Annotated in this window: 17 protein-coding genes; 4 read left to right on the top strand and 13 right to left on the bottom strand. The window is 62.7% G+C overall.

The features are described 5' to 3' along the window. Positions 1-31 precede the first annotated feature (31 nt). Positions 32-1,036 (bottom strand): LacI family DNA-binding transcriptional regulator, encoded by a 1,005-nt coding sequence (locus J2Z31_RS03920; RefSeq protein WP_209600558.1) that lies wholly within the window; start codon positions 1,034-1,036, stop codon positions 32-34. 339 nt (positions 1,037-1,375) lie between these two features. Here J2Z31_RS03920 and J2Z31_RS03925 point away from each other — a divergent pair, with 339 nt between their 5' ends. From J2Z31_RS03925 to J2Z31_RS03935, 3 genes are all read left to right on the top strand, one after another. Further along, positions 1,376-2,731: an NfeD family protein gene (locus tag J2Z31_RS03925; RefSeq protein WP_209600559.1), complete on the top strand. Its 1,356-nt coding sequence runs from the start codon at positions 1,376-1,378 to the stop codon at positions 2,729-2,731. A 10-nt stretch (positions 2,732-2,741) separates the two neighbouring features. Further along, positions 2,742-3,512: a slipin family protein gene (locus J2Z31_RS03930; protein WP_209600560.1), complete on the top strand. Its 771-nt coding sequence runs from the start codon at positions 2,742-2,744 to the stop codon at positions 3,510-3,512. A 179-nt stretch (positions 3,513-3,691) separates the two neighbouring features. Beyond that, the gene (locus tag J2Z31_RS03935; RefSeq protein WP_328243168.1) at positions 3,692-4,945 is read left to right on the top strand and encodes an MgtC/SapB family protein; all 1,254 of its coding nucleotides are present in this window, start codon (positions 3,692-3,694) and stop codon (positions 4,943-4,945) included. Positions 4,946-4,967: 22 nt separating this feature from the next. On the opposite strand, the gene J2Z31_RS03940 is transcribed toward J2Z31_RS03935, so the two are convergent. The 3 genes from J2Z31_RS03940 to J2Z31_RS03950 all read right to left on the bottom strand — a co-directional run bounded on the left by J2Z31_RS03940 (position 4,968) and on the right by J2Z31_RS03950 (position 7,829). Then, positions 4,968-5,357 carry a phasin family protein gene (locus tag J2Z31_RS03940; RefSeq protein ID WP_209600562.1) on the bottom strand — a complete coding sequence of 130 codons (390 nt, stop codon included), beginning with the start codon at positions 5,355-5,357 and terminating at the stop codon, positions 4,968-4,970. A 539-nt stretch (positions 5,358-5,896) separates the two neighbouring features. After that, on the bottom strand, positions 5,897-6,733 hold the full coding sequence (locus tag J2Z31_RS03945) for a universal stress protein (RefSeq protein WP_209600563.1): 837 nt from the start codon (positions 6,731-6,733) through the stop codon (positions 5,897-5,899). Between the two features lie 112 nt (positions 6,734-6,845). Then, positions 6,846-7,829 carry a zinc-dependent alcohol dehydrogenase family protein gene (locus J2Z31_RS03950; protein ID WP_209601057.1) on the bottom strand — a complete coding sequence of 328 codons (984 nt, stop codon included), beginning with the start codon at positions 7,827-7,829 and terminating at the stop codon, positions 6,846-6,848. A gap of 141 nt (positions 7,830-7,970) precedes the next feature. On the opposite strand from J2Z31_RS03950, the gene J2Z31_RS03955 reads away from it, so the two are divergent. Then, the gene (locus J2Z31_RS03955; RefSeq protein ID WP_209600564.1) at positions 7,971-8,447 is read left to right on the top strand and encodes an NUDIX domain-containing protein; all 477 of its coding nucleotides are present in this window, start codon (positions 7,971-7,973) and stop codon (positions 8,445-8,447) included. Here J2Z31_RS03955 and J2Z31_RS03960 read toward each other — a convergent pair. From J2Z31_RS03960 to J2Z31_RS04000, 9 genes are all read right to left on the bottom strand, one after another. Further along, the gene (locus J2Z31_RS03960) at positions 8,437-9,573 is read right to left on the bottom strand and encodes an SAM-dependent methyltransferase (RefSeq protein ID WP_209600565.1); all 1,137 of its coding nucleotides are present in this window, start codon (positions 9,571-9,573) and stop codon (positions 8,437-8,439) included. The genes J2Z31_RS03955 and J2Z31_RS03960 overlap by 11 nt on opposite strands. Next, on the bottom strand, positions 9,545-12,217 hold the full coding sequence (locus tag J2Z31_RS03965; protein WP_209600566.1) for a nitrate reductase: 2,673 nt from the start codon (positions 12,215-12,217) through the stop codon (positions 9,545-9,547). The genes J2Z31_RS03960 and J2Z31_RS03965 overlap by 29 nt, the downstream gene beginning before the upstream one ends. A 323-nt stretch (positions 12,218-12,540) precedes the next feature. After that, positions 12,541-14,274 carry a bifunctional protein-serine/threonine kinase/phosphatase gene (locus J2Z31_RS03970; RefSeq protein ID WP_209600567.1) on the bottom strand — a complete coding sequence of 578 codons (1,734 nt, stop codon included), beginning with the start codon at positions 14,272-14,274 and terminating at the stop codon, positions 12,541-12,543. Positions 14,275-14,339: 65 nt separating this feature from the next. After that, entirely contained in the window at positions 14,340-15,185 is an 846-nt protein-coding gene (locus J2Z31_RS03975) for a formate/nitrite transporter family protein (protein ID WP_209600568.1), read from the bottom strand. Between the two features lie 29 nt (positions 15,186-15,214). After that, positions 15,215-15,568 (bottom strand): nitrite reductase small subunit NirD, encoded by a 354-nt coding sequence (gene nirD / locus J2Z31_RS03980; protein ID WP_209600569.1) that lies wholly within the window; start codon positions 15,566-15,568, stop codon positions 15,215-15,217. Continuing rightward, complete coding sequence (gene nirB, locus J2Z31_RS03985; RefSeq protein WP_209600570.1) at positions 15,565-18,012, bottom strand: nitrite reductase large subunit NirB; 2,448 nt, start codon at positions 18,010-18,012, stop codon at positions 15,565-15,567. The genes nirD and nirB overlap by 4 nt, the downstream gene beginning before the upstream one ends. Before the next feature lie 4 nt (positions 18,013-18,016). Beyond that, the gene (locus J2Z31_RS03990; protein WP_209600571.1) at positions 18,017-19,786 is read right to left on the bottom strand and encodes an ABC transporter ATP-binding protein; all 1,770 of its coding nucleotides are present in this window, start codon (positions 19,784-19,786) and stop codon (positions 18,017-18,019) included. 10 nt (positions 19,787-19,796) lie between these two features. Next, positions 19,797-20,870 (bottom strand): ABC transporter permease, encoded by a 1,074-nt coding sequence (locus J2Z31_RS03995; protein ID WP_209600572.1) that lies wholly within the window; start codon positions 20,868-20,870, stop codon positions 19,797-19,799. A 72-nt stretch (positions 20,871-20,942) separates the two neighbouring features. Further along, complete coding sequence (locus J2Z31_RS04000) at positions 20,943-22,340, bottom strand: CmpA/NrtA family ABC transporter substrate-binding protein (RefSeq protein WP_209600573.1); 1,398 nt, start codon at positions 22,338-22,340, stop codon at positions 20,943-20,945. Between the last annotated feature and the right edge of the window lie 131 nt (positions 22,341-22,471).

Raw genomic sequence — 22,471 nt, forward strand, 5'->3', positions numbered from 1 at the left:
CCTCCTCATGGGCCTGATGCTGCAATTCAAATCAAACGGATGACCGCTCCACCAGTTGGAACGGCAACTTGCGCACCTCTTTGGGCATGGCGTCGGCCGCAAGCAGAATATCTGCCGCCAAGCGGCCCATGGCGCGGTGCGGCAGGGCCATGGTCGTCAAGGGTGGATCGAGCCGCGAGGCGATATCCACCTGGTTATCGAAACTCGCCACAGCGACATCGTCGGGGATCTCGGCGCCCACGCGACGAAGCGCCGCGTAAACTTCCATGGCAACACGGTCGTTGCCACAAAGGATCGCATCCGGCCGGTTGGGGCCGCTCATGAGCTCGGCAACGTGGGAAAGAACGAGACTGGGTGCCCTGTCACTATAGACCGCTCTGCGGACGGCGGGTAATACGCCGGCGCTGGCGCCGTCAATCCCGCCTTCCGTCAAGGCTTGCCGGAAACCCGCCTCACGCAATTCGCCGGCGAGCAGGCCCGGAAGGTTGATGAAGACGATGTTTCGGCGCCCGGAATCGATCAGATAGCTGGTGATCTCATGCGCGGCGCCAAACTCGTCCGGAACGAGCGACATCACACGATCATTCGCCTCACGGCAATTGATCATCACGCCAACGGCGCCGGCAAACTCCTCCGGCAGCGCTACGGTCTTATGGTACATGGCGGCATAGGCGATCGCGCGAGGGCGAAAGCGGCGGACTTCCTCTAGCACGGAGGCCAGATCCCGACGGCCGCTGAGCGTCATAGCGAAGACGGCCATGTCCGAGGCCCGCGCCGCGCCGTCGAGGCCGCGGATGATCTCGGTGGCGAAGGGGGAGGTGATCAATTCATCCGCGACGACCCCGATCAGCGGCATCCAGCCCTGCCGCATGCCCCGGGCGGCGAGATTGGTGACGTAACCGAGTTCCTCCGCTATTTCCTTGATGCGCTGCCGCGTTTGGTTGGACATGCGCGCCGATCCGCCATGCAATGCGCCGGACACGGTCTTGACGGAGACGCCCGCACGCTCGGCTATGTCGCTCAACGAGATTGTCACGAATATGCCTTGGGTTAACGATTACTCAGCTAAACTACCATTGGCCGGTTCAAAGAGTCAATCCCGCAGGCGCCGCCGCGGGTTGCGCATCAAGGCGGCGCGCTGGCCGCCCTTCTCGGGAAGAGAATGCAACTTCTGCGTAAGGCACGCAGAGGGCGTCCCTTACGCTTTTCGTCTTTCTGGAATATATTAGAAAACTGAATTTCGACGAATGGTAGCGGGCAGGGCCTGCGCCCATCGCCCGCGCGTCCTTGAAATCGAGGTTGATTCAAGGGGACATGGAGCAGGGCGGCCTCCATTGGCATTCGTTCCGCGCGACGAGACCCTGAGGCTTGGCGCATGTTCCGTGTCTTCGCTCTTCTATTCTTCGTTCTGGCGACTTTCGCCTGGCATGCTCAATCTGCGCCAGAGGCGGAACGTGTCGCGCTCGTCCTGCACGTCGACGGTGCAATCAGCCCGGCAACGGCGGAATATGTGACGAGGGGGCTTCAGCGCGCCAAAGAGCGCGGCGCCGCGCTCGTTGTTCTGAGGATGGACACGCCCGGCGGCCTCGATACCTCCATGCGAGAGATCATTCGCGACATCCTCGATTCCACCGTGCCGGTCGCGAGCTTCGTCGCACCGAGCGGCGCGAGGGCAGCGAGCGCTGGCACCTACATTCTCTATGCCAGCCACGTTGCCGCGATGGCGCCCGGCACGAATCTCGGCGCGGCGACGCCGATCGCCATCGGGGGCGGTCTCTTTGGCGGCGACGAGGAGGACCGGGAGAAGTCCGGCAAGCAAGATCAAGGGGAGGCGCCCAAACGTCCCTCCAATGCGGGCGAGGCGAAGCTGATCAACGATGCGGTCGCTTATATTCGCGGGCTCGCCGAGCTGCGCGGCCGCAACGCCGACTGGGCGGAGCGGGCCGTGCGGGAGGCGGCGAGCCTTCCGTCCGCCGCGGCCGCACGCGAAGGGATCATCGATTTCACGGCCGTCAGCGTCGAAGATCTTTTGAAGCAGGCACACGGCCGCACGGTCCGCGTCGGCCAGGCGGACGTCCGGCTCGACACGGCGGGGCTCGCGATCGAAGATTTGACGCCGGATTGGCGGACCAGGCTGCTGTCGGTGATCACTAATCCAAACGTCGCACTCCTCCTGATGATCGTCGGCATCTACGGCCTGATTTTCGAGTTTCTCTCGCCCGGGACGATGGTGCCAGGCACGATCGGCGGCATCAGCCTTCTCCTCGGTCTCTATGCGCTGGCAGTGCTGCCGGTGAGCTATGCCGGCATCGGCCTTATCGTGCTCGGGACCGGCCTCCTTGTGGCCGAGGCGCATTCGCCCTCCTTCGGCGTGCTCGGAATCGGCGGCGGGCTCGCGATCGTCCTCGGTGCTGCCATCCTCTTCGATACGGATGTGCCGGGTCTGCAGGTGTCCTGGCCTGTCCTTGGCGGTCTTGCGCTCGCAAGCCTCGTTTTCAGTCTGGTCGTTGCTCGTCTTGCCTTCATCTCGCGACGGCACAGAGTCGTCACCGGTGCGGAAGAGATGATCGGGATACCCGGCAAGGTCGACAGTTGGGCGGGTGCGGCCGGTTACGTCATCGCCCATGGGGAGCGCTGGAAGGCGGTCAGCAGCGAGCCGCTCGATCCCGGAGAGGACGTGAAGGTCGTCGGCAGGGACGGCCTGACGCTCAAGGTGGCGCGCAGGATCTAGGAGGACGCCGATGCCCTTGTTTGGAAGTCTTGTCCCGCTGCTGGCGGCGCTGTTCATTCTGCTGGTTATCATCGCCTATGCGATCCGGATCCTCAGGGAATATGAGCGCGGCGTCATTTTCACGCTCGGCCGCTTCACTGGCGTCAAGGGTCCGGGGCTCATCCTCCTTCTTCCCTATGTGCAACAGATGGTGCGCGTAGATTTGAGAACCCGCGTGTTAGACGTGCCGAGCCAGGATGTGATTTCTCATGATAACGTCTCCGTGCGCGTTAGCGCGGTCATCTATTTCCGGGTCATCGACGCGGAGAAGTCGACGATCCAGGTCGAGGATTTCATGATGGCGACGAGCCAACTCGCCCAGACCACGCTCCGCTCCGTGCTCGGCAAACACGATCTCGACGAGATGCTGGCCGAACGCGATCGTCTCAACGACGACATTCAGAAGATACTCGACGTCCAGACCGACGCTTGGGGTATCAAGGTTGCGACCGTCGAGATCAAGCATGTCGACATCAACGAGTCGATGATCCGGGCGATCGCCCGCCAGGCGGAGGCCGAGCGGGAGCGGCGAGCCAAGGTCATCAATGCCGAGGGCGAGCAGCAGGCGGCGGCAAAGCTGCTCGAGGCGGCGGAAATCCTTGCCCGCCAGCCCCAGGCGATGCAATTGCGCTACCTGAGCACCCTGAATGTCATTGCCGGCGAGAAGAATTCGACGGTCATTTTTCCCTTCCCGATGGAGCTTGCCAACATGCTCCCACCCAAGGCGCACTCTTCCGAATAGCGCCGATTGTATGAGGGATGTCCGAAGGGGCGTCCTGTGGGAACCTATGCGTGCGATGCGCTTCAGATCTTTGTTTTGACTTTGATCACTGCGGCCAGCTTAGAAAAAGGGAGGATATCAGTTCTCGCGATGCAAGATGTTCTGCATTGCGATCGATCACCGAACAGAGGACTGAAGCTGTGGTTGAAGGGCTTATTCCAAGAATCGGTCTAGCTCTCGCGATCGGCCTTCTGGTTGGTCTCGAACGGGGATGGCGCGAGCGCGATGCTCCGGAGGGGAGCCGCACGGCAGGCATCAGGACGTTTGGGATCTCCGGCCTGCTCGGCGGTATATTCGGAGCGCTTGCGACAGAGCAGGGTGGACACTTCATCTTTGCCGCGGGATTCCTCGGTTTTGCGGTTGCATTTGCATGGTTCAAGATGCGCGAGGCACGTCACGACGAAGACTTCAGCGTCACCGGCGTCGTTTCTGCCCTCGCGGTTTTCGCACTCGGCGGGCTGGCGGTTGCTGGCGACTATCGCGCGGCGGCGGCCGGCGGTGCCGGTCTCGCGGCAATGTTGGCGAGCCGCGAGGTTCTCCACAAGCTATTGAAGCGCCTGACGTGGATCGAGCTTCGCTCAGCGCTCGTGCTCTCCGTCATGACGGCGATCGGCCTCCCGCTGATACCGGATCGAGCAATCGACCCATGGGGTGGCTTCAATCCCTGGGACATCTGGTTCTTCACCGTCTTGAGCGCAGCGATATCCTTCATGGGATATATCGCCGTGCGCCTGTTCGGTTCGGCACGGGGGCTGCTGATCAGCGGCCTCTCCGGCGCTCTCGTCTCTTCGACGGCCGTCACTGCGAGCTTCGGTCACAAGGCCAGGAGCGGCGAAAGCGCGCTGCCGCTGGCGGGCGTGGCAAGCCTCGCCGCCGTGGTGTCGCTTCTGCGGGTGATGGGACTAGCCATGGTGCTCGCCCCGTCGGTTCTTCCCCAAATTGCGCCTGTCCTCCTGGCGGCCGTCGTAGTCTTTGCGCTTGTGGGTAATCTCTTGATGGTGCGCGGGCTCGCTCCGAGCGCCCAGGCGGTAAGCGCGCGCAATCCCTTCGAACTGGTGCCGCTTCTCGTCTTCGCCATGCTATTCGCGCTAACGGCCACCGGTGGCGCAGCGCTGGTGGCGCACGTCGGCAATGACAGCCTCATCGTCGTCTCCGCCCTGTCTGGGACATTCGACGTCGATGTCGCTGTCCTGAGCGCGTTACGCGCGACCAGCCACGGGCTACCTGCGGAGATCATCAGCCGCGCAGTACTCGCTGCGGCCGCTGCCAATGCCGCGGGCCGGCTCTTCGTTGCTGTCCTGTCGTCCGGAGTTGCCGCTTATTGGGTTCCTCTGGGCGTGGCGTCGGTCCTGGCTGTATCCGCAGGAACGGCCGTCCACTATGCCGTCGGATGACGAGTGGCGGCCGCCTTTGATATCACATCACCATTTTCCTCGCGACATCCTCGGTCAGTTCTTCTTGATCTTCGCGGACCTGCTTTGCCGTTTCGGCCGCCACGTCCGTACCTATCCGCGTCAGGCGCTCAGCCTCGTCGGAGTAGTCCTGGAACGCGTCCCGCCAAAACGCGCAGTACAGATCGAAGCCGTCGCGTGCATAATCGGAGCTGAGCATGTCCTCCCAGAACCGCATGTGGTGCTCGGTGCGGCTTTTCATGAAGTTCAGCATTTCCGTTTGGAAACGCAGGGAAGCCTGCAATGCTGCTGACTGGAAATGGGCCATCGGCAGCAGGAACATCCGTCCGTCGACGGGCGCCGGTAATTGCGGCCAAAACGGCGAGGTGAGATTCTCCGTAGTTTTCTTGGGCATGAAGGCAACTCCTCTTTCCGCAGCTTCTGTCGCCCTTTACGGCAACCGGAACGACGAATGACGACTGTTCATCTCATGAGACTGCATCTCTCCTCAAATTGATTTGAGGACAAAGACATGCAGCAATTCAAAGTGCTACAGCGACCTTTGCGGGCCTGATAAGACGCGCGGCGCTGCGGGATGCGCTCGCATGCGTTGGCGCATTGACGTCAGGCGATCTCCACCCGGCTGCAAAATCTTCAAGGACATCGGCCAAATGACCCTTGGTGCCATGTACCTCCCATCCTCGCAGCACCGTAGCTTGGCCGGGGTTCTCTCTCTTTGATCCGCATCAATCTCGAGCCGATGGTCCCGAGAACCTCGCGAAGTTCGCGCCCCTTGAGCCACCTCAAGGGTCGATGCGCTAGGCGTTCACAAAATAAAGCATCAGGCGCCCACAATGAAGGGACAGAATGATGTTTGTCGGAGAAATGACCGTTGGAGTGAATCGCCCTCGTTCCAGCTGGCGGTCGGGCCGGATGCCCGCATCGAACCAAGTGTCAATGCATCATCAGCACCGGTGCCGCCGCCGTGTCGATCATCGACTTCGTGACGCCGCCGAAAATCCGCTCGCGCATGCGCGAGTGGCCGTAGGCGCCCATGACGATGAGATCGGCTCCAATGGAGAGCGCGTGCTGATTGATCACTTCCTCCACCCGGCGGCCCGACCCCGGCAAGCGGTCCACGGTGACGTTTATGCCGTGGCGGGCAAGATAGGCTGCGACGTCGGCGCCCGGTTCCTCGCCGTTCCTTGCTGGGGATCCCTCGGGATCGACCATGGTGACATGGACGATCTCGGCGCCGCTCATGGGCTCCAGCGCTTCGCGCACCGCGCGCGCAGCTTCGATATGGGAATTCCAGGCGACGAGGACTTTCTTCGGATTGAGGCTCGCACTGCGACCCTTCGGCACCAGGAGCACAGGGCGACCCGAGTTGAAGAGGGCGCCGTTGACGGTGCGGGAGCGCAGTTCCGGATTGAACGCGAGGCCAGTCCCGATCAATGTCAGATCGGCGTAGCGGGCGCGCTCGCCGATCTCGTTGTCAGCCCACGCGAATTCCGAGTAGACGCTGTCGACCTGGAACGAGACCCCCGTTCCCGCCAGGACGGCCTTTGCGCCTTCGACTCCCTTGCGGAGCTCGGTGAGGTCCCTTTCGCGCTCATCGAACCACGCTTCCGACATGGTGGCAGCATAATCGCCGAGCGGCGGCGGCGCGGCCAGTTTGACCACCAGCACCGTCAGATGCGCACCTTTCATCATGCACATATCGGCCGCGGCGCGCAGATCACTCTGGTAATTGTCCGTACCGATCACGCTGAGAATGGTCTTGTACGTCATTTCGAGCGTCCTTTCGAAGATTGAAGCAGTGACAGCATTCACATCATGGTAGGTCGCCGGCATTTCCGGTCATTGATCCCCGTCAAGGAATCAAGGGCCCCAGCCTGCTCCGTCAGGGCACGAGCACCGCGGCGCCATTCAGGCTGCCGCTGCGCAGGTCGTCGAGCGCAGAATTTGCCTGCTCGAGAGGATAGACCGTCGTGCGGGTATGCACCCCGGCCTTCGCGGCGATGTCGAGGAACTCGCGGGCGTCTTCGCGTGTGAGGTTGGCGACCGAAACGAGCTCGCGCTCGCCCCAGAGCAGCGCATAGGGCATCGCCGGAATGTCACTCATATGGATGCCGCCGCAGACGACGCGGCCGCCCTTTCGCACCGCCTTCAGTGCTGCCGGCACGAGGCGCCCGACCGGCGCGAAGATGATCGCTGCGTCCAAAGGCTCCGGTGGCGCCTGGTCCGATGCGCCGGCCCAGGCGGCACCAAGCTCGAGCGCGAAGTCTTGTGCGGCGATGTCGCCCGGGCGGGTGAAGGCGTAAACCTTCCTCCCCTGCCAAACGCAGACCTGAGCAACGATGTGGGCGGCGGCGCCAAAGCCGTAGATGCCGATCCTCCGGACGTCACCCGCCCGCTTCAGCGATCGCCAGCCGATCAGCCCCGCGCAAAGCAGCGGCGCGAGCGCCACTGGATCGGCCGCCGAATCGAGATCGAAGGCATAGTCGGCATCGGCAACGACAGCCGTCGCGAAACCGCCGTCTTGCGTATAGCCGGTAAACAAAGGGGCGTCGCACAGGTTTTCCGCGCCGGAGCGGCAATAAGAGCATGTGCCGCAGCTATGGCCGAGCCACGGCACGCCGGCACGGCGGCCGATCCTTGCCGGGTCGACGCCGTCGCCGACCGCCTCGATCAGCCCGACGATCTCGTGACCGGGAACGAGCGGCAGCTTCGGTTGCGGCAATTCGCCATCGATAATGTGGAGGTCCGTGCGACAGACGGCGCATGCTTCGACGCTCAGCCGTATCTGTCCGGCAAGCGGTTCGGGAAGTGGCCGCTCGACCGGCACCAGCGGCTTGCCGATTTTCTCAAGGACCATGGCTCGCATCATCTCGCCCTTTCCCAGGATGCGATCTCGCCACTATAGTGCACGGCTTTGATGATAGCGCGCATTTCCGGTCCATGCCGTGAAACCTTAACAAATGCGGCCTGCTCAAACAGCATGGACTGCGGCAACTGAGGATCGCATATGCCGAAGACGAGCGCTGGCATTCTGCTCTACAAATTCGACGCCGAGCGGCTTCTTGTCCTGCTCGTCCATCCCGGCGGTCCCTTCTGGAGTAATCGCGATCTCGGCGCATGGTCGATCCCGAAGGGCGAATACGACCCGGACGAGGAGCCTGAGGCGGCGGCCCGGCGAGAATTTTTGGAAGAGACGGGAGTTGCAGTCATGGGGGCCCTGACGCCTCTAGGCGGGGCGCGGCTGAAAAGCGGCAAGCTTATCGTTGCCTATGCGGCCGAGAGCGATCTCGATATAGAGCGCCTCAGAAGCAATATGTTCGAGATCGAGTGGCCTCCGCGTAGCGGCCGAAAGCAGCCCTTTCCCGAGGTCGATCGCGCTGGCTGGTTTACGTTGTCGGAGGCGCGCGAGAAGATCAACCCCGCGCAGCGGCCTTTCCTCGACCGTCTTGAGGCCGCATGCACTAGTTCGAAGCCTACTCAGTGACTGGCCATGTTCCCCCGGCCCGCGTCGGGCGCCGCTGCCACTGCGGCCGAATGGCCTCGCCGAGTCCGGTGCTTGTCGGGTACCGGTCGGCATCGACACCCGCAATGATTTCGGCGCCAATGCCGAGACCTTCGAGCCTTGCACTCTCCTCCAGGGTTGCGGTATCGGCCAACGGATTTCCCGCCTGAAGTCGCACGACGCGTTTGCCCGCCCTGGCCAGGGCTGCCAAACGGTCGCCTCGGTCCGGGTCCCGGACAAGAATGCGCTTGGCTTCACGGCGGGCGAGTTCGAGCACGTCGGTCGAGATTCGCTCATCGTAAAGAATGACGTCGGCGGCCTGCAGGGCGCGCACGGCCTTGAGCGTCAGCAGTTCCGCCTCGCCCGGGCCGGCGCCGACAATGGTGACGCGGCCGATGGCGGGAACGGACTTCGCCAGACGATCCATCTCCGCCATCAGCCGCGTCTCCACACCCTCCTCCGGTGTGTCCAGAAAGGCCCGGTCCACGAAATGCTCCCAGAAGCTGCGGCGTGCCGCACCGGGATCGAGGCGTGCGTTCACCCGGCCGCGGACCGCCTGCGCAATCGTCGCCCAGCGCTTGATTGCCGGCGGCAGCAGCGTCTCGATCCGCCTGCGGATCGCCTGGGCGAGGATCGGTGCGGCACCGTCGGTCGAAATCGCCACGACGACGGGGGAGCGGTTGACGATCGATCCGAATTGGAATTGGCAGAAGGCGGGCTTGTCGATTACGTTCACCGGGACGCCAGCCGCCCGTGCCGCGTCGAAGAAGGCTTCCGCCTCGCCCTCGTCCTCACAATCAGCGATCGCCAGGGCGGCGCCTTCGAAAATGCCGTCGTGCCAATGCTCGTCGTGATGGATGATACGGCCGCTGACATGCGCCGCGCCGCGCGCGACGAGGTCGACAAGACCTTCGCTTGATTCCCCGCGCGGCGCGTAGAGATGGACCTCCGCGCCGGAGGCGGCGATGAGTTCCGCCTTCCAGGCGGCCGCGTCGCTGCCGCCGGCGACGACGACCCGCTTGTGCGCCAGGGAGAAGAAGAGCGGTAGCGTTGCGAGCGCGGCGACGCGCTGCGGGCTGTCATTCGGCGGCGGCGGCAAGACACGCATGGATGATTCCCCTGATTTCTGCGCGGCAGGAGCCGCAGTTTGTACCGGCGCTAAGCTTCTCGCCGACCGCCTCGACGCTGTGGCAGCCGTCGCGGATGGCAGCGGTGATCTGGTTCACGCCGATGCTGAAGCAGGAACAGACGGTCGCGCCTGGATCCGGTTTATCGGCACCGGGACGCCCGGCCGCCACGGCGAAGCGCTTGCCGAGGTTGGCATGCGAAACGCTCAGCTGCGACACCGCCCAGTTGCGTGCGACGGCGACGGGGCGCGGCGAAAGGAAGAGCGCAGCCAAAAGCCTGTCCTCGTCGAAGAATGCGAGGCGCAACTCGCCCGAGGTCCGGTCGGTGTAACCAATCGGCTCGATCTCCGCCGGGATGGAAAAGGCCTGACGGCACCAGCCGATCCAATCGCTCTCATCATCGGCAAAGGCGAGTTCCATCCGCCAGCCGCCATCGGCTTTGGCGATCGCCCAGTAGGATGCATCGAGCGCCACCGGCTTCTCAGCCGAGACCGCGAAGCCGTATGCGCTGGCGGCAAAGGGCGCGGCGCGGACCGCCACGTTCTTCGAAGCAGGCTGGCCGGAATAAGGGTCGGTGACCGGAGCAACGAGCGCGTCGATGCGCGCCTTCGCGGCAAATTGATCGTTCCAATGCATCGGCACGAAAAGATTGCGTTCGGCCTGGCGTTCGGTGACGAGTGCGCGCACGATCACCCGCCCGTAAGGGCTTTCGATCATCACGAGATCGGCATCGGCCACCCCGATCTCCTGGGCATCGCGCGGATGAATCTCCACGAAGGGCTCGGCGAGATGGCCGGAGAGCCGGGCGCTCTTGCCGGTACGGGTCATGGTGTGCCAGTGGTCGCGCACCCGGCCGGTATTCAGCGTGAACGGAAGAGCATCGCTAGCGGCTTTCGCCATTCGAGCTTCGACAGCGACGAAACGGGCGCGGCCATCCGGATGGTAAAATCCGCCATCTGCGAAGAAGCGCTTCTCCTGACGCGCGGCGCCGTTCGGCTGCGGCCACTGGAACGGCAGGAGATCGTCATAGCTCTCCCGGTCGATCGCCGCATGGGCGCTGATGTCGAAGTCGCGGCCACCATCGTTCTCGAATCCGGAAAGCGCGGCGTGTTCGGCGAAGACCTCGGCTGGAGAGGTATGGGCGAAGGCTTGGCCAAAACCCATGCGGCGGCCGACCTCGGCGAGCTGCCACCAGTCGGCGCGGGCCTCGCCCGGTGCGGCGAGAAAGGCGCGCTGGCGCGAGATGCGCCGCTCGGAATTCGTCACGGTGCCGTCCTTCTCTCCCCAACCGAGCGAAGGCAGCAGCACATGGGCGTGACGGGCCGTGTCGGTTTCACGCAAAATGTCGGAGACCACGACGAAGGGACAGTTCTTGATTGCCGCTTCGACGGCATCGGCGTCCGGCAGCGAGACGACCGGATTCGTCGCCATGATCCAAAGCGCCTTGATCCGGCCGTCGGCGACGGCGCGGAACATGTCGACGGCCTTTAGGCCCGGCTTGGCGGGAAGGGCCGGCGCGCCCCAGAAGCGCTGTACCAGATCGCGGTGGAGCGGCTGGTCGATGTCCATGTGGGCGGCAAGCATGTTTGCCAGCCCGCCGACTTCGCGCCCGCCCATGGCGTTGGGCTGGCCGGTGAGCGAGAACGGTCCCATGCCCGGCCGGCCGATGCGCCCCGTCGCTAGATGACAGTTGAGGATGGCGTTGACCTTGTCGGTGCCGCCGACCGACTGATTGACGCCTTGGCTGTAGCAGGTGACGACCTTCTCAATCGTCTCGAATAGGCGGTAGAAGTCGCGCAATTCGGCTTGCGTCAGCCCGGTGGCCGTTGCAAGCTCCGGCAGATCGAGTGCGGAAGCCGCGGCGAAAGCTTCCACGAAGTTTTTCGTGTGTGCCGAGATATAGTTCTGATCGACGGCGCCGCTCCTGACGAGATGAGCGAGCAGACCGTTGAAAAGCGCCGTGTCGCCATCAGGCGCGATCGCCAGATGCATATCGGCGATGTCAGCCGTCATCGTTCGGCGCGGGTCGATGACGACGACCTTCATCTCCGGCCGGCTCGCCTTCGCTACGGCGAGCCGCTGATGTAGGACGGGGTGGCACCAGGCGAGGTTGGAGCCGGTCAGGATGACGAGGTCCGCCAGTTCCAGATCCTCGTACGTCCCGGGCACCGTATCCGCCCCGAAGGCGCGACGATGGCCGGCGACCGACGAGGACATGCAGAGGCGCGAGTTCGTGTCGATATTGGCCGAGCCGATGAAGCCCTTCATCAGCTTGTTGGCGATGTAATAGTCCTCCGTCAGCAATTGCCCCGACACGTAGAAGGCGACGGAATCCGGTCCATGTTCGGCGATGCTTCGCGAGAAGCGCGTGGCAACGAGATCGAGTGCTTCGTCCCAGCCTGCCCGACGGCCGCCGATCTCCGGATAGAGGAGGCGGCCATCGAGATCGAGGGTTTCGGCAAGCGCCGAGCCCTTGGAGCAGAGCCGGCCGAAATTGGCCGGATGCTCGGGATCGCCCTTGACGCCGACCGCGCCGTCATCGCCGACGCGAGCGATGACGCCGCAGCCGACGCCGCAATAGGGACAGGTGGTCTTTGTGCTCTTCTCATGGACCAGTTCTGGCATTCGATCGTACCAATTCCTCGTTTGCCCACCGGGTCAGGTGGAGTGCGCCGTCTGAGAACGCTCCCTGTCGCGAGCCTGCCCAAAACGAAAAAACGCCATGCAATCAACCAAGCACCCTACGGGAGATGGATGAGTTACACAGCGTCGATGCTGGCGCCTGGATTTAAGGCTGGCGGTGGGTCCGCTCCATTGCGGATGCACCGATTATAAGAAGTGCCAAAGCGACTGCAGCCGCCCGACTATTCCTCCATATTCGCAAAAAAACCGCGATTGCACAAGATTTAATAGTTTGCATCTTGTGCCTAAAACATAGGCATTTTGCCTTAACCGAAGTCTTTCAGGAGCAATCCCAGGATCGCCAGGCTCAAGAGGATGGTCAGGCATTTCCAGAACAGCAGAGGGTCGCGATCCATTAGGGACTGCGGATGAGTCCCGACCAGTTTCGGGTTTGGATGTGAAAGGTCGTACACGAACTCAGACAATGCCTGATATCGCTTGGCGGGATCGGGATGGACTGCCTTGCGGATCGCCCCTTCCACCCAGTCCGGCACATCCGGCCGAATCTCTCGCAAGGTACCGAAACGCAGCTTCTGCTGCTGCTTGCGGTTCCTCGTTCGCGCCACGGCCGCCCCGTAAGGCAGTCGGCCGGTCAGCATCTGGTAGGCGATCACGCCCACCGAGAAGAGGTCCGACTGCTCGTTTCCCGTGGCTCCGACAAAATATTCCGGGGCCGCATATTGTACGGTGCCGAGTATGTCGCCGCGGTCGACACCTGGTGCCGCCTCGTTGAGGCCCGCCACCAAGGCCGAACCGAAATCGATGATTTTTACTGTCCCGCTTCGATCGATCATAAGGTTCTCGGGGCGCAGGTCCTGGTGGATGATCTCCTTTCGGTGGAGCGCGCGAAGGCCGTCAGCGATCTGGCCGATGATATCGCGCACGGCACGCAAATCGGCTTGCGGCCGGTCGGCCATCCATTGCGCAAGCGTCTCGCCGTCGACGAACTCGGTAACGAGGTAAAGGGATCGGCGCGGCTTCAGTGGCTGTCGGCTCTTCAACACATGCGCGCTCGAGATGCGGCGCGCGATCCATTCCTCCATCGCGAAGCGGCGAAGGTAGTTCTCGTCTTCGCGCATGTCTGCCGATGTAAACTTCAGGGCCACGGTTTCGCCGGTTTCCAGTCCGGTGGCCAGAAAGATATGGCTGCGGTGGCTTGCGTGGATCTGCCGGTGAATCTGGTAGCCCTCGAATTCACAGGAAACTCGGGGCAACGGCGCCGGCGGCAGCGAATCCGCTTTATCGAAAACCGGCTCCAGGTCGTCTTCAGGCAGGCTCTCGATCCGGACGATCTGGATCGTCAGATTATCACTGCTTCCCGCTTCGTAGGCCGACGTGGCGATATCGGCCGCTATCGCAGAAAGATCGGTACCGGAGGCTATGGATGCCGCGATCTTGCGGGGCGATATGCTGTTGTGGATGCCGTCGGTCGTCAGTACGAAGAGGTCCCCTGGCTGAACATCCAGCCGGCGGTAATCAATCTCGATGGACGGGAGCAACCCCAGCGCTCGGCCCAGATAGCTCTCGCTTTGCGACGGCGCCAGGCGATGATCGGTCGTCAGCGGTTCAAGACTGCGGCCGGATAGACGCCAGATGCGGCTGTCGCCCACATGAAAAAGATGAGCCCTCCGTCCCTTCAGCACGAGCGCCGAAAACGTCGTCACATGAGCGTGGTCGCGATCCTCGATGCCTCGGTTCTGGGCGTTGAGCCAGGAATTGGTCGCCTCGATGACGCGGCTCGCAGCTGTCTTCACGGTCCAGGCGTCGGAGGTGCAGTAATAGTCGGTCAGGAAGCTCTTGACCGCAGTCTCCGCGGCAATATGGCTGACAGGGCTCGAGGAGATGCCATCGGCGATGGCAAGAGCGATGCCCTTCATCATAAGGGCGGCGTCGTTCGGAACGATGGCGCCGTAGAAATCCTGGTTGATCGTCTTGCGACCCGCTGCCGAGTGTTGGCCGATGGTGGCCGTGAGCCTGCCCCGGTCGAGAGACTTAAGCATCCATTCTTCCCAACGAGAAGCGGTCCCGCTGTCTTCTGGCGGGACCGGCTGGCAACGGGTTCAGTTCACTCGGCTGCGACAAAGCGTGCGGCGGAGTTTTCGGCCGCGTTGCGGTTCGGCGAGGTCTTGTAGTGGGTAGCGTAGATCATGCCACCGACGAAGGTAAGGCCGCCGACGAGGTTTCCGACCACAGTCGGGATCTCATTCCAGAGGAAATAGTCCATCCAGGTGAACTGACCGCCGAGCATGATGCCTGAAGGGAAGAGATACATGTTGACGATCGAGTGCTCGAAGCCAAGATAAAAGAAGATCAGGATCGGCATCCACATGGCAATGACCTTGCCGGAAACCGAGTTCGACATCATTGCCGCGACGACGCCGGTCGAGACCATCCAGTTGCACATGACAGCCCGCACAAAGAGCGTCAACATGCCAGCGGCTCCAGCCGCCGCATAGCCGAGCGTCCGCGACTCACCGATCGTTCCTATCTTTTGACCAATCGCGTTCGGCTCCTGCGAAAAGCCCATGGTGAAGATGATTGCCATGAAGACTGCGGTCGTCAGCGCGCCGGCAAAGTTGCCGACAAAGACGAGGCCCCAGTTGCGCAGCACCCCGCCGATCGTCACGCCTGGCCGCTTGGCGATCAGCGCCAGCGGCGCCAGCGTGAACACGCCGGTCAGCAGATCGAAGCCCATCAGATAGAGCATGCAGAAGCCGACCGGAAAGAGCAACGCGCCGATCAGCGGCTCTCCGGTATTGACGGTGATCGTGACCGCGAACGCCGCTGCGAGCGCCAGGATGGCACCGGCCATATAGGCGCGGATCAGAGTGTCCTTCGTGGACATGAAGACTTTGGACTCGCCCGCATCTATCATTTTCGTGGCGAATTCCTGGGGTGCTACATAGGACATCGCGTTTCCTTTTTCGCGTTCGGCAACGACTAGCGAGCCGCAAAGTTGGTTTTCAGGTCGAGATAGATTTCTCGGCCCTCTATGCGGACCGGGAAGGTTGATGTCCTTCCTTCGTCCGCGCCTTGGGCCACTCCGGTTTCAAGCGAAATCACCCAGTTGTGGAGCGGACAGGTGACGCAACCGTCATGTACGATCCCCTCGCTGAGCGGCCCGTTCTTGTGCGGGCATTTGTCTTCCAATGCGAAAATCCGATCATCGATTGTCCTGAAGACCGCTATTTTCGTTTCGCCATTGCGGACGCGGCGCGAACCCTGCCGTGGAATATCGTCGACTGTGCCGACCAGAATCCACGCGGCTTCAGTTGCAAGATTGTGAGCGTTCATTCCGCTGCTTCCTTCTGAATGACGGCCATCGGCCGGAACTCGTGCTTGTCCTTGCCGGAGACGCGCTCCGACCAGGGGTCGACCTGGGCGAATTTCTGGCTGAAAACGAAGCGCTCGAAATAGGCTTTCCGCTTTTCCGCATCGTCCATGATCTGCCGACGGATCTCGTCGAGGCCGACGCGCTTCGCCCATTTGTAGATACGTTCGAGATAGCGCGCCTGCTCGCGATACATCTGGGTCAGCGCGACGATGTGCTCGAGCGCCTCGTCCTCGGTCTTGACGAGCCCCAGCACCTCCGTGCCCTTGATGTCGAGGCCGGCGGCGCCGGCGAAGTGGATCTCGTATCCGGAATCGACGCAGATGACGCCGACGTCCTTGCAGGTCGCTTCGGCACAGTTGCGCGGGCAGCCGGAGACGGCCATCTTGACCTTGGCCGGCGTCCATGAGCCCCACATGAACTTCTCGATGCGGATGCCGAGCCCCGTCGAGTCCTGGGTGCCGAAGCGGCACCAGTCGGAGCCGACACAGGTCTTCACCGTCCGCAGGCCCTTGGCGTATGCCTGGCCGGAGACGAAGCCGGCCTTGCCGAGGTCGGCCCAGACGGCCGGCAAGTCCTCTTTTTCGATGCCGAGCAGGTCGATGCGTTGTCCGCCGGTCACCTTGACCAGCGGTACGTTGAACTTGTCGACGACGTCGGCGATCGCGCGCAGTTCCTTCGAACTGGTGACCCCGCCCCACATGCGCGGCACGACCGAATAGGTCCCGTCCTTCTGGATATTGGCGTGGACGCGTTCGTTGATGAAACGCGACTGGTAGTCGTCGGCATATTCATCCGGCCAATCGCAGACGAGATAATAGTTGAGCGCCGGGCGACATTTGGCGCAGCCGCAGGAGGTCTTCCACTCGAGCTCCTGCATGACGGCGGGAATGGTCTTCAGTCTCTTCGCCTTGATCAGTCGGCGGACATCGTCGTGGCCGAGGTCGGTGCAGTTGCACATCGGCTGGACGGCGGCCGGGTTGTAGCTATCGCCGAGGGTGAGCGACATCAGCTGCTCGACAAGGCCGGTGCAGGAGCCGCAGGAGGCCGATGCCTTGGTGTGAGCGCGTACCTCGTCGAGCGAGGTCAGGCCCTTGCCCTTGATCGTCGAGACGATCTTGCCCTTGCAGACGCCGTTGCAGCCGCAGATTTCCGCATCATCCGGCAAGGCTGCAACGGCCGCCGTAGGGTCCAGGGGAGCACCCCCCTGGTAGGCCTGGCCGAAGATCAGGGTATCGCGCATTTCGGAAATGTCGGTTGCGCGCTTCAACAGGTCATTGAACCAGGCGCCGTCGGCGGTATCGCCGTAGAGCACCGTGCCGATGATGCGATTGTCTTTCAGTACCAGGCGCTTGTAGATGCCGGCGGTGGCGTCGCGCAGCACGATCTCCTCGCGGCCGTCGCCATCGGCGAAGTCGCCGACCGAGTATAGGTTGATGCCGGTCACCTTGAGCTTCGTCGGTGTATCGGAATGCACGAAGGCGGCGCTGCGGTCACCGGCGAGATGCGACGCTGCGACGCGTGCCATTTCATAGAGCGGCGCCACAAGTCCGTAGACCATGCCGCCAACTTCGGCGCATTCGCCAAGCGCCATGATGTCTCCGTCGGAGGTCTGCATGCCGGCGTCGACGACGATGCCGCGGTTGATGGCAAGGCCCGCCTCCTTGGCAAGGCCGGCATTCGGCCGAATCCCGACCGCCATTACCACGAGCGTCGCCGGGATGACCCGGCCGTCGTCAAGCTCGATCCCCTCGACCTTGGTCTCGCCGAGGATTCGCTTGGTGTTCGCCTTGGTCAGAACCCTGATGCCGCGCTCCTCGACCGCCTTTTGCAGAAGGTAGCCGGCGGCGGGGTCGAGCTGGCGCTCCATCAGCGTCGGCATCACGTGCAACACGGTCACGTCCATGCCACGCGCTTTCAGGCCGGCTGCCGCCTCAAGCCCCAGCAGGCCGCCGCCGATCACCACCGCTTTCTCGCGGGATTGCGCAGCCAGCAGCATCGCCTGCACGTCGTCGAGATCGCGATAGGTGATGACACCCTGCAGGTCCTTGCCGGGCACCGGAATGATGAAGGGCACCGAACCGGTGGCGATCACCAGCTTGTCGTAGCTTTCCGTGACCCCGTGATCGGAGGTGACCGTCTTCGTCTTGCGGTCGATCGCGATGATCTTGTGGCCCTTGTAGAGGGTGATGCCGTGCTTGATGTACCATCCGTCGCCGTGGATGATGATCTCTTCGTAATCCTTCTCGCCGGACAGTACCGGCGAGAGCATGATGCGGTCGTAATTGACGCGTGGCTCGGCGTTGAAGATCGTCACCTCGTAGCGCCCGGGCGCCTTCTCGAAGAGCTCTTCCAGCATGCGCCCCGGCGCCATGCCGTTGCCAACAATCACCAGTTTCTCGGTCATTCCATTACTCCGCGGCTTGTTTCTTGAGGGGCTGGGCGGACAACGTCGTTCGGGCGGCGCGCTTTGCCCGGATCGCTTCCAGATGTTCGGGAGAGGGATTGGCGCCGCCTTCGTAGGCCTCGAGGAAGTCCAAGAGTTCCTCGCGATAGGCGTAGTAATCGGGGTGGGACAGGAGCTCCTTGCGCGAGCGCGGTCGCGGCAGGTTCACCTCCATGATGTTGCCAATCCGGGCATTCGGGCCGTTCGACATCATCACCACCCGGTCTGCGAGCAGTATCGCCTCGTCGACGTCGTGGGTGACGCAGATCGCCGTCACCTGCGTCCGCTTCCAGACATCCATCAGCACCTCCTGCAGTTCCCAACGGGTGAGGCTGTCGAGCATGCCGAAAGGCTCGTCGAGGAGAAGCAGCTTCGGCGAAAGCGCGAATGCGCGGGCAATCCCGACGCGCTGCTTCATGCCGTTCGAGAGATCGGCCGCAAGACGGTGCATGGCATCGCCCAATCCGACGCGCTGGAGATAATATTCGACGACGTCGCGGCGCTCGGCAGCCGTGGCGTCGGGATAGACGCGGTCGACACCGAGCGCGACGTTTTCCCTCGCGGTCAGCCAGGGAAGCAGCGACGGTGCCTGGAAGACCACCGCACGGTCCGGACCGGCGCCCGAGATCTCGCGCCCGTCGAGGATGATGCCACCGGACGAGATCGGATTGAGACCGGCCATCATCGACAGCACGGTAGACTTGCCGCACCCAGAATGGCCGATGATCGAGATGAATTCGCCCTTGTTCATTTTGAGGTTGAAACCATCGACGACCGTCAGCGGCCCCTTCGGCGTTGGATAGACCTTGCGGACCTCGAAGAACTCGACATAGCTCTTCTCGATCGCCGAATGCGCTTTACGCGCGTAGGCGTCGGGGAGCTTCGCCGGCTTCTGCGTTATCGGAACCACGTTCGGCAGGGTGACAGCGGCCGCGCCTTCGGCACTCCGACCGGCGCCGAGATCCATCAGATACTCGGTGACGGCGCCGCGCAGGCGGATGAATTCGGCATTGGAGTTCATTTCCGCGCGGTCGCGCGGCCGCGGCAGCTTCACCTCGAAGCTCGAGCCCAGCGTCGCCTTCGGTCCGGGCGTCAGGGGGATGATCCGGTCGGCGAGAAGGATCGCCTCATCGACATCATTGGTGATGAGGATGATGGTCTTCTTCTCCTTGGACGAGATTACGGCGAATTCATCCTGCAGCTTCGAGCGCGTCAGTGCATCGAGCGCCGACAGCGGTTCGTCGAGCAGCAGCACCTCCGGCTGCATTGCCAAGGCTCTCGCGACCGCCACGCGCTGGCGCATGCCGCCGGAAAGCTCTGCCGGCCTCCGTTCGGTCGCATGCGACAGGCCCACCATCTCGACGTAGTTCCGGACGATCTCCGCCCGTTCCGCCTTGCTCTTGCCGGTATGCACGGCATCGACGGCGAGGGCGACATTCGCCCGGACCGAAAGCCACGGCATCAGCGAATAGGACTGGAAGACGACGCCGCGCTCGGGGCCCGGCCCGGACACTTCCTTGTTGCGGAAGAGCACGGCGCCGCTATCGGGCGCCGTCAGGCCGGCGAGCAGGGAGATCAGGGTGGACTTTCCCGAGCCTGAAAAACCGACGATTGCGATGAATTCGCCTTCCTGCACCTTGAGGTTTGCGCCCGAAAGCACTTCGTTCAGCGACTTGCCCTCGCCGAAGGATTTCGAGACGTCGCTCAGTTCAAGAATAGTCCCGTCAAGAGTCATGGGGCGCCTCCTACCGGTTCGTCGAGAAGGTAAAGGCGGACTGCAGCGCATACATGATGCGGTCCAGCATGAAGCCGATGATGCCGATCGTGAGCACCGCGACCATGATGCGGGCGAGCGACTCGGAGGAACCGTTCTGGAATTCGTCCCAGACGAACTTCCCGAGACCGGGGTTCTGCGCGAGCATCTCCGCGGCGATCAGCACCATCCAGCCGACGCCCAGCGACAGGCGGAGGCCGGTGAAGATCAGGGGCAGGGCGGAAGGAAGCACCAGCTTGCGGATCGTCGTCGCGGTGGAGAGCTGCAGCACCTTGCCGACATTCACCAGGTCCTTGTCGATGGATGCGACGCCGAGCGCCGTGTTGATCAGCGTCGGCCACAGCGAACAGAGGGTCACTGTGATGGCCGAGATCACCAGCGACTTCGGCAAGAGGCTCGAAGGATCGACGTAAAGAGCCGACACCACCATGGTGACGATCGGCAGCCACGCGAGCGGCGAGACCGGCTTGAAGATCTGAATCAGCGGATTGATGGCGCCGTTGATCGTCTTCGACAGGCCGGAGGCGATGCCGACCGGCACGGCGACGATCGTCGCGATGATGAAGCCGAGGCCGACGGTGATCAGCGACGTGGCGATCTGATCGAGATAGGTGGGCTTGCCGGTGAAGACGCGATGCTTGACCTGGTGCGCCTTTCCCTCGGCGACGAGCTTGGCGTTGCGCTCGTCCTGCCGGGCATAGAAGGCATCGGCTTTCTGCCGTTCCGCGAAGTGGTCCTTCAGCAGCACACTCGCCTGTTCGAACACCGCCACCGGGCCTGGAATGGCACCGAGCGACGTCTGGACCTTGGGCGCCAGCAAGCCCCAGAGCGCGAGAAAGAAGAGGATGCCGGCGAGAGGCACGAGAAGCACCTTGCGGATCTCCGACATCTGCTCGGCGATATTGTCGCCGGCCGCGATGCGCAGGATCGGGGTCACCCAGCCAAGGCCGAGCACGTTGAGCCAGCTGCCGGCCTTGTTGATCCGCTGGAACAGGCGCTCGCGTCGCGCAAGTCTCGCATCGGCCACGGTGATCGCTTCAGTCATGAATTCGTCTCATCTGTTGGATGTGGGTCCAGGGACCGGCGGCGCCATCGAATTTCACCGCCGGCCGCATGCTCAGCCGCCGACGACCTCGGAGCCGGAAATCGTCTGCTCTCCCTTCAGCCCGACCTTGAGCGAATCGATGTAGGCGTTCGGCGCTTTGCCGTCGTAGGAGACTCCGTCGATGAAGTCGGAGGTCGGTGCCTTGTAGCCGTCGGTACCGAAGGGGAACTCTTCCTTGCTGGCCTTGCCCTCTTCGATCAGCATCTCCGCGGCTTTCATGTAGATGTCGGGCAGATAGACGGATTTTGCGGTTTCCGCGTACCAGGCATCATCCTTGTGCTCGGCGATCTGGCCCCAGCGGCGCATCTGCGTCAGGTACCAGACGGCATCGGAGTAGTAGGGGTAGGTGGCGTAGTGGCGGAAGAAGACGTTGAAGTCCGGAACCTCGCGCTTGTCGCCCTTCTCGTATTCGAAGGTGCCGGTCATCGAGTTTGCGATGACGGCTGCGTCGGCGCCGACGTACTCGCTGCGTGAGAGGATTTCGACGGCTTCGCCCCGGTTGGCGTTGTCGTTCTCGTCAAGCCATTCGGCCGCCCGAATGAGCGCCTTCGTGAGCGCCAGCGTCGTGTTCGGATATTTCTCGGTGAACTCCTTGGTGAGGCCGAAAACCTTTTCCGGGTTGTTCTTCCAGATCTCGTAATCGGTAACGACCGGAACGCCGATGCCCTTGAACACGGCGGCCTGATTCCACGGTTCGCCGACGCTGTAGCCGAGGATGGTGCCCGCCTCCAGCGTTGCCGGCATCTGCGGCGGCGGCGTCACCGAGAGGAGCGCATCGGCCTTGATCTGGCCCGAAACGTCTTCCGGCGAATAGAAGCCCGGGTGGATGCCGCCCGCGGCCAGCCAATAGCGAAGCTCGTAATTGTGGGTGGAAACCGGAAAGACCATGCCGAGATTGAACGGCTTGCCCTGGGCCTTGAACTGATCCACCACCGGTTTCAGCGCGTCGGCCTTGATCGGGTGGACCGGCTTGCCATCATCGCCGACCGGAACGTTTTCCTTCATCATCGCCCAGACCTCATTGGAGACGGTGATGCCGTTGCCGTTCAGGTCCATGGAGAAGGGGGTAACGATATGCGCCTTGGTGCCGAAGCCGATAGTGGCGGCAAGCGGCTGCCCCGCGAGCATGTGCGCGCCGTCCAGTTCGCCGGTGATCACGCGATCGAGCAGCACTTTCCAGTTGGCCTGGGGCTCGAGCGTGACGAACAGGCCCTCATCTTCGAAGAAACCTTTTTCATAGGCGATCGCCAACGGCGCCATGTCGGTGAGCTTGATGAAGCCGAGCTTGAGCTCGTCCTTTTCAAGCTCCAGCATCTCGGCCGACGCGAATGAGGCGGTACCAGCGTAGAACGCCGCCGCCAGGGCGGCGATAGAACACTTCGCGATCTTACCGGTGGAAGTCCTGCTCATGCTTTTCTCCTGTCTGCCGGCGATGGGAGTTCGCCTGCGGTTGCGACTTTTCAGGGCACAAAAGAAAAGGCTGCCAAACCGACTTCCACGCTCTCCCTCGAATGAGAACGGGATCCCAGTTTGGCAGCCTT

Origin of the sequence: Sinorhizobium kostiense (assembly GCF_017874595.1) — a bacterium.
In the GTDB taxonomy this organism is placed as follows: Bacteria; Pseudomonadota; Alphaproteobacteria; order Rhizobiales; family Rhizobiaceae; genus Sinorhizobium; species Sinorhizobium kostiense.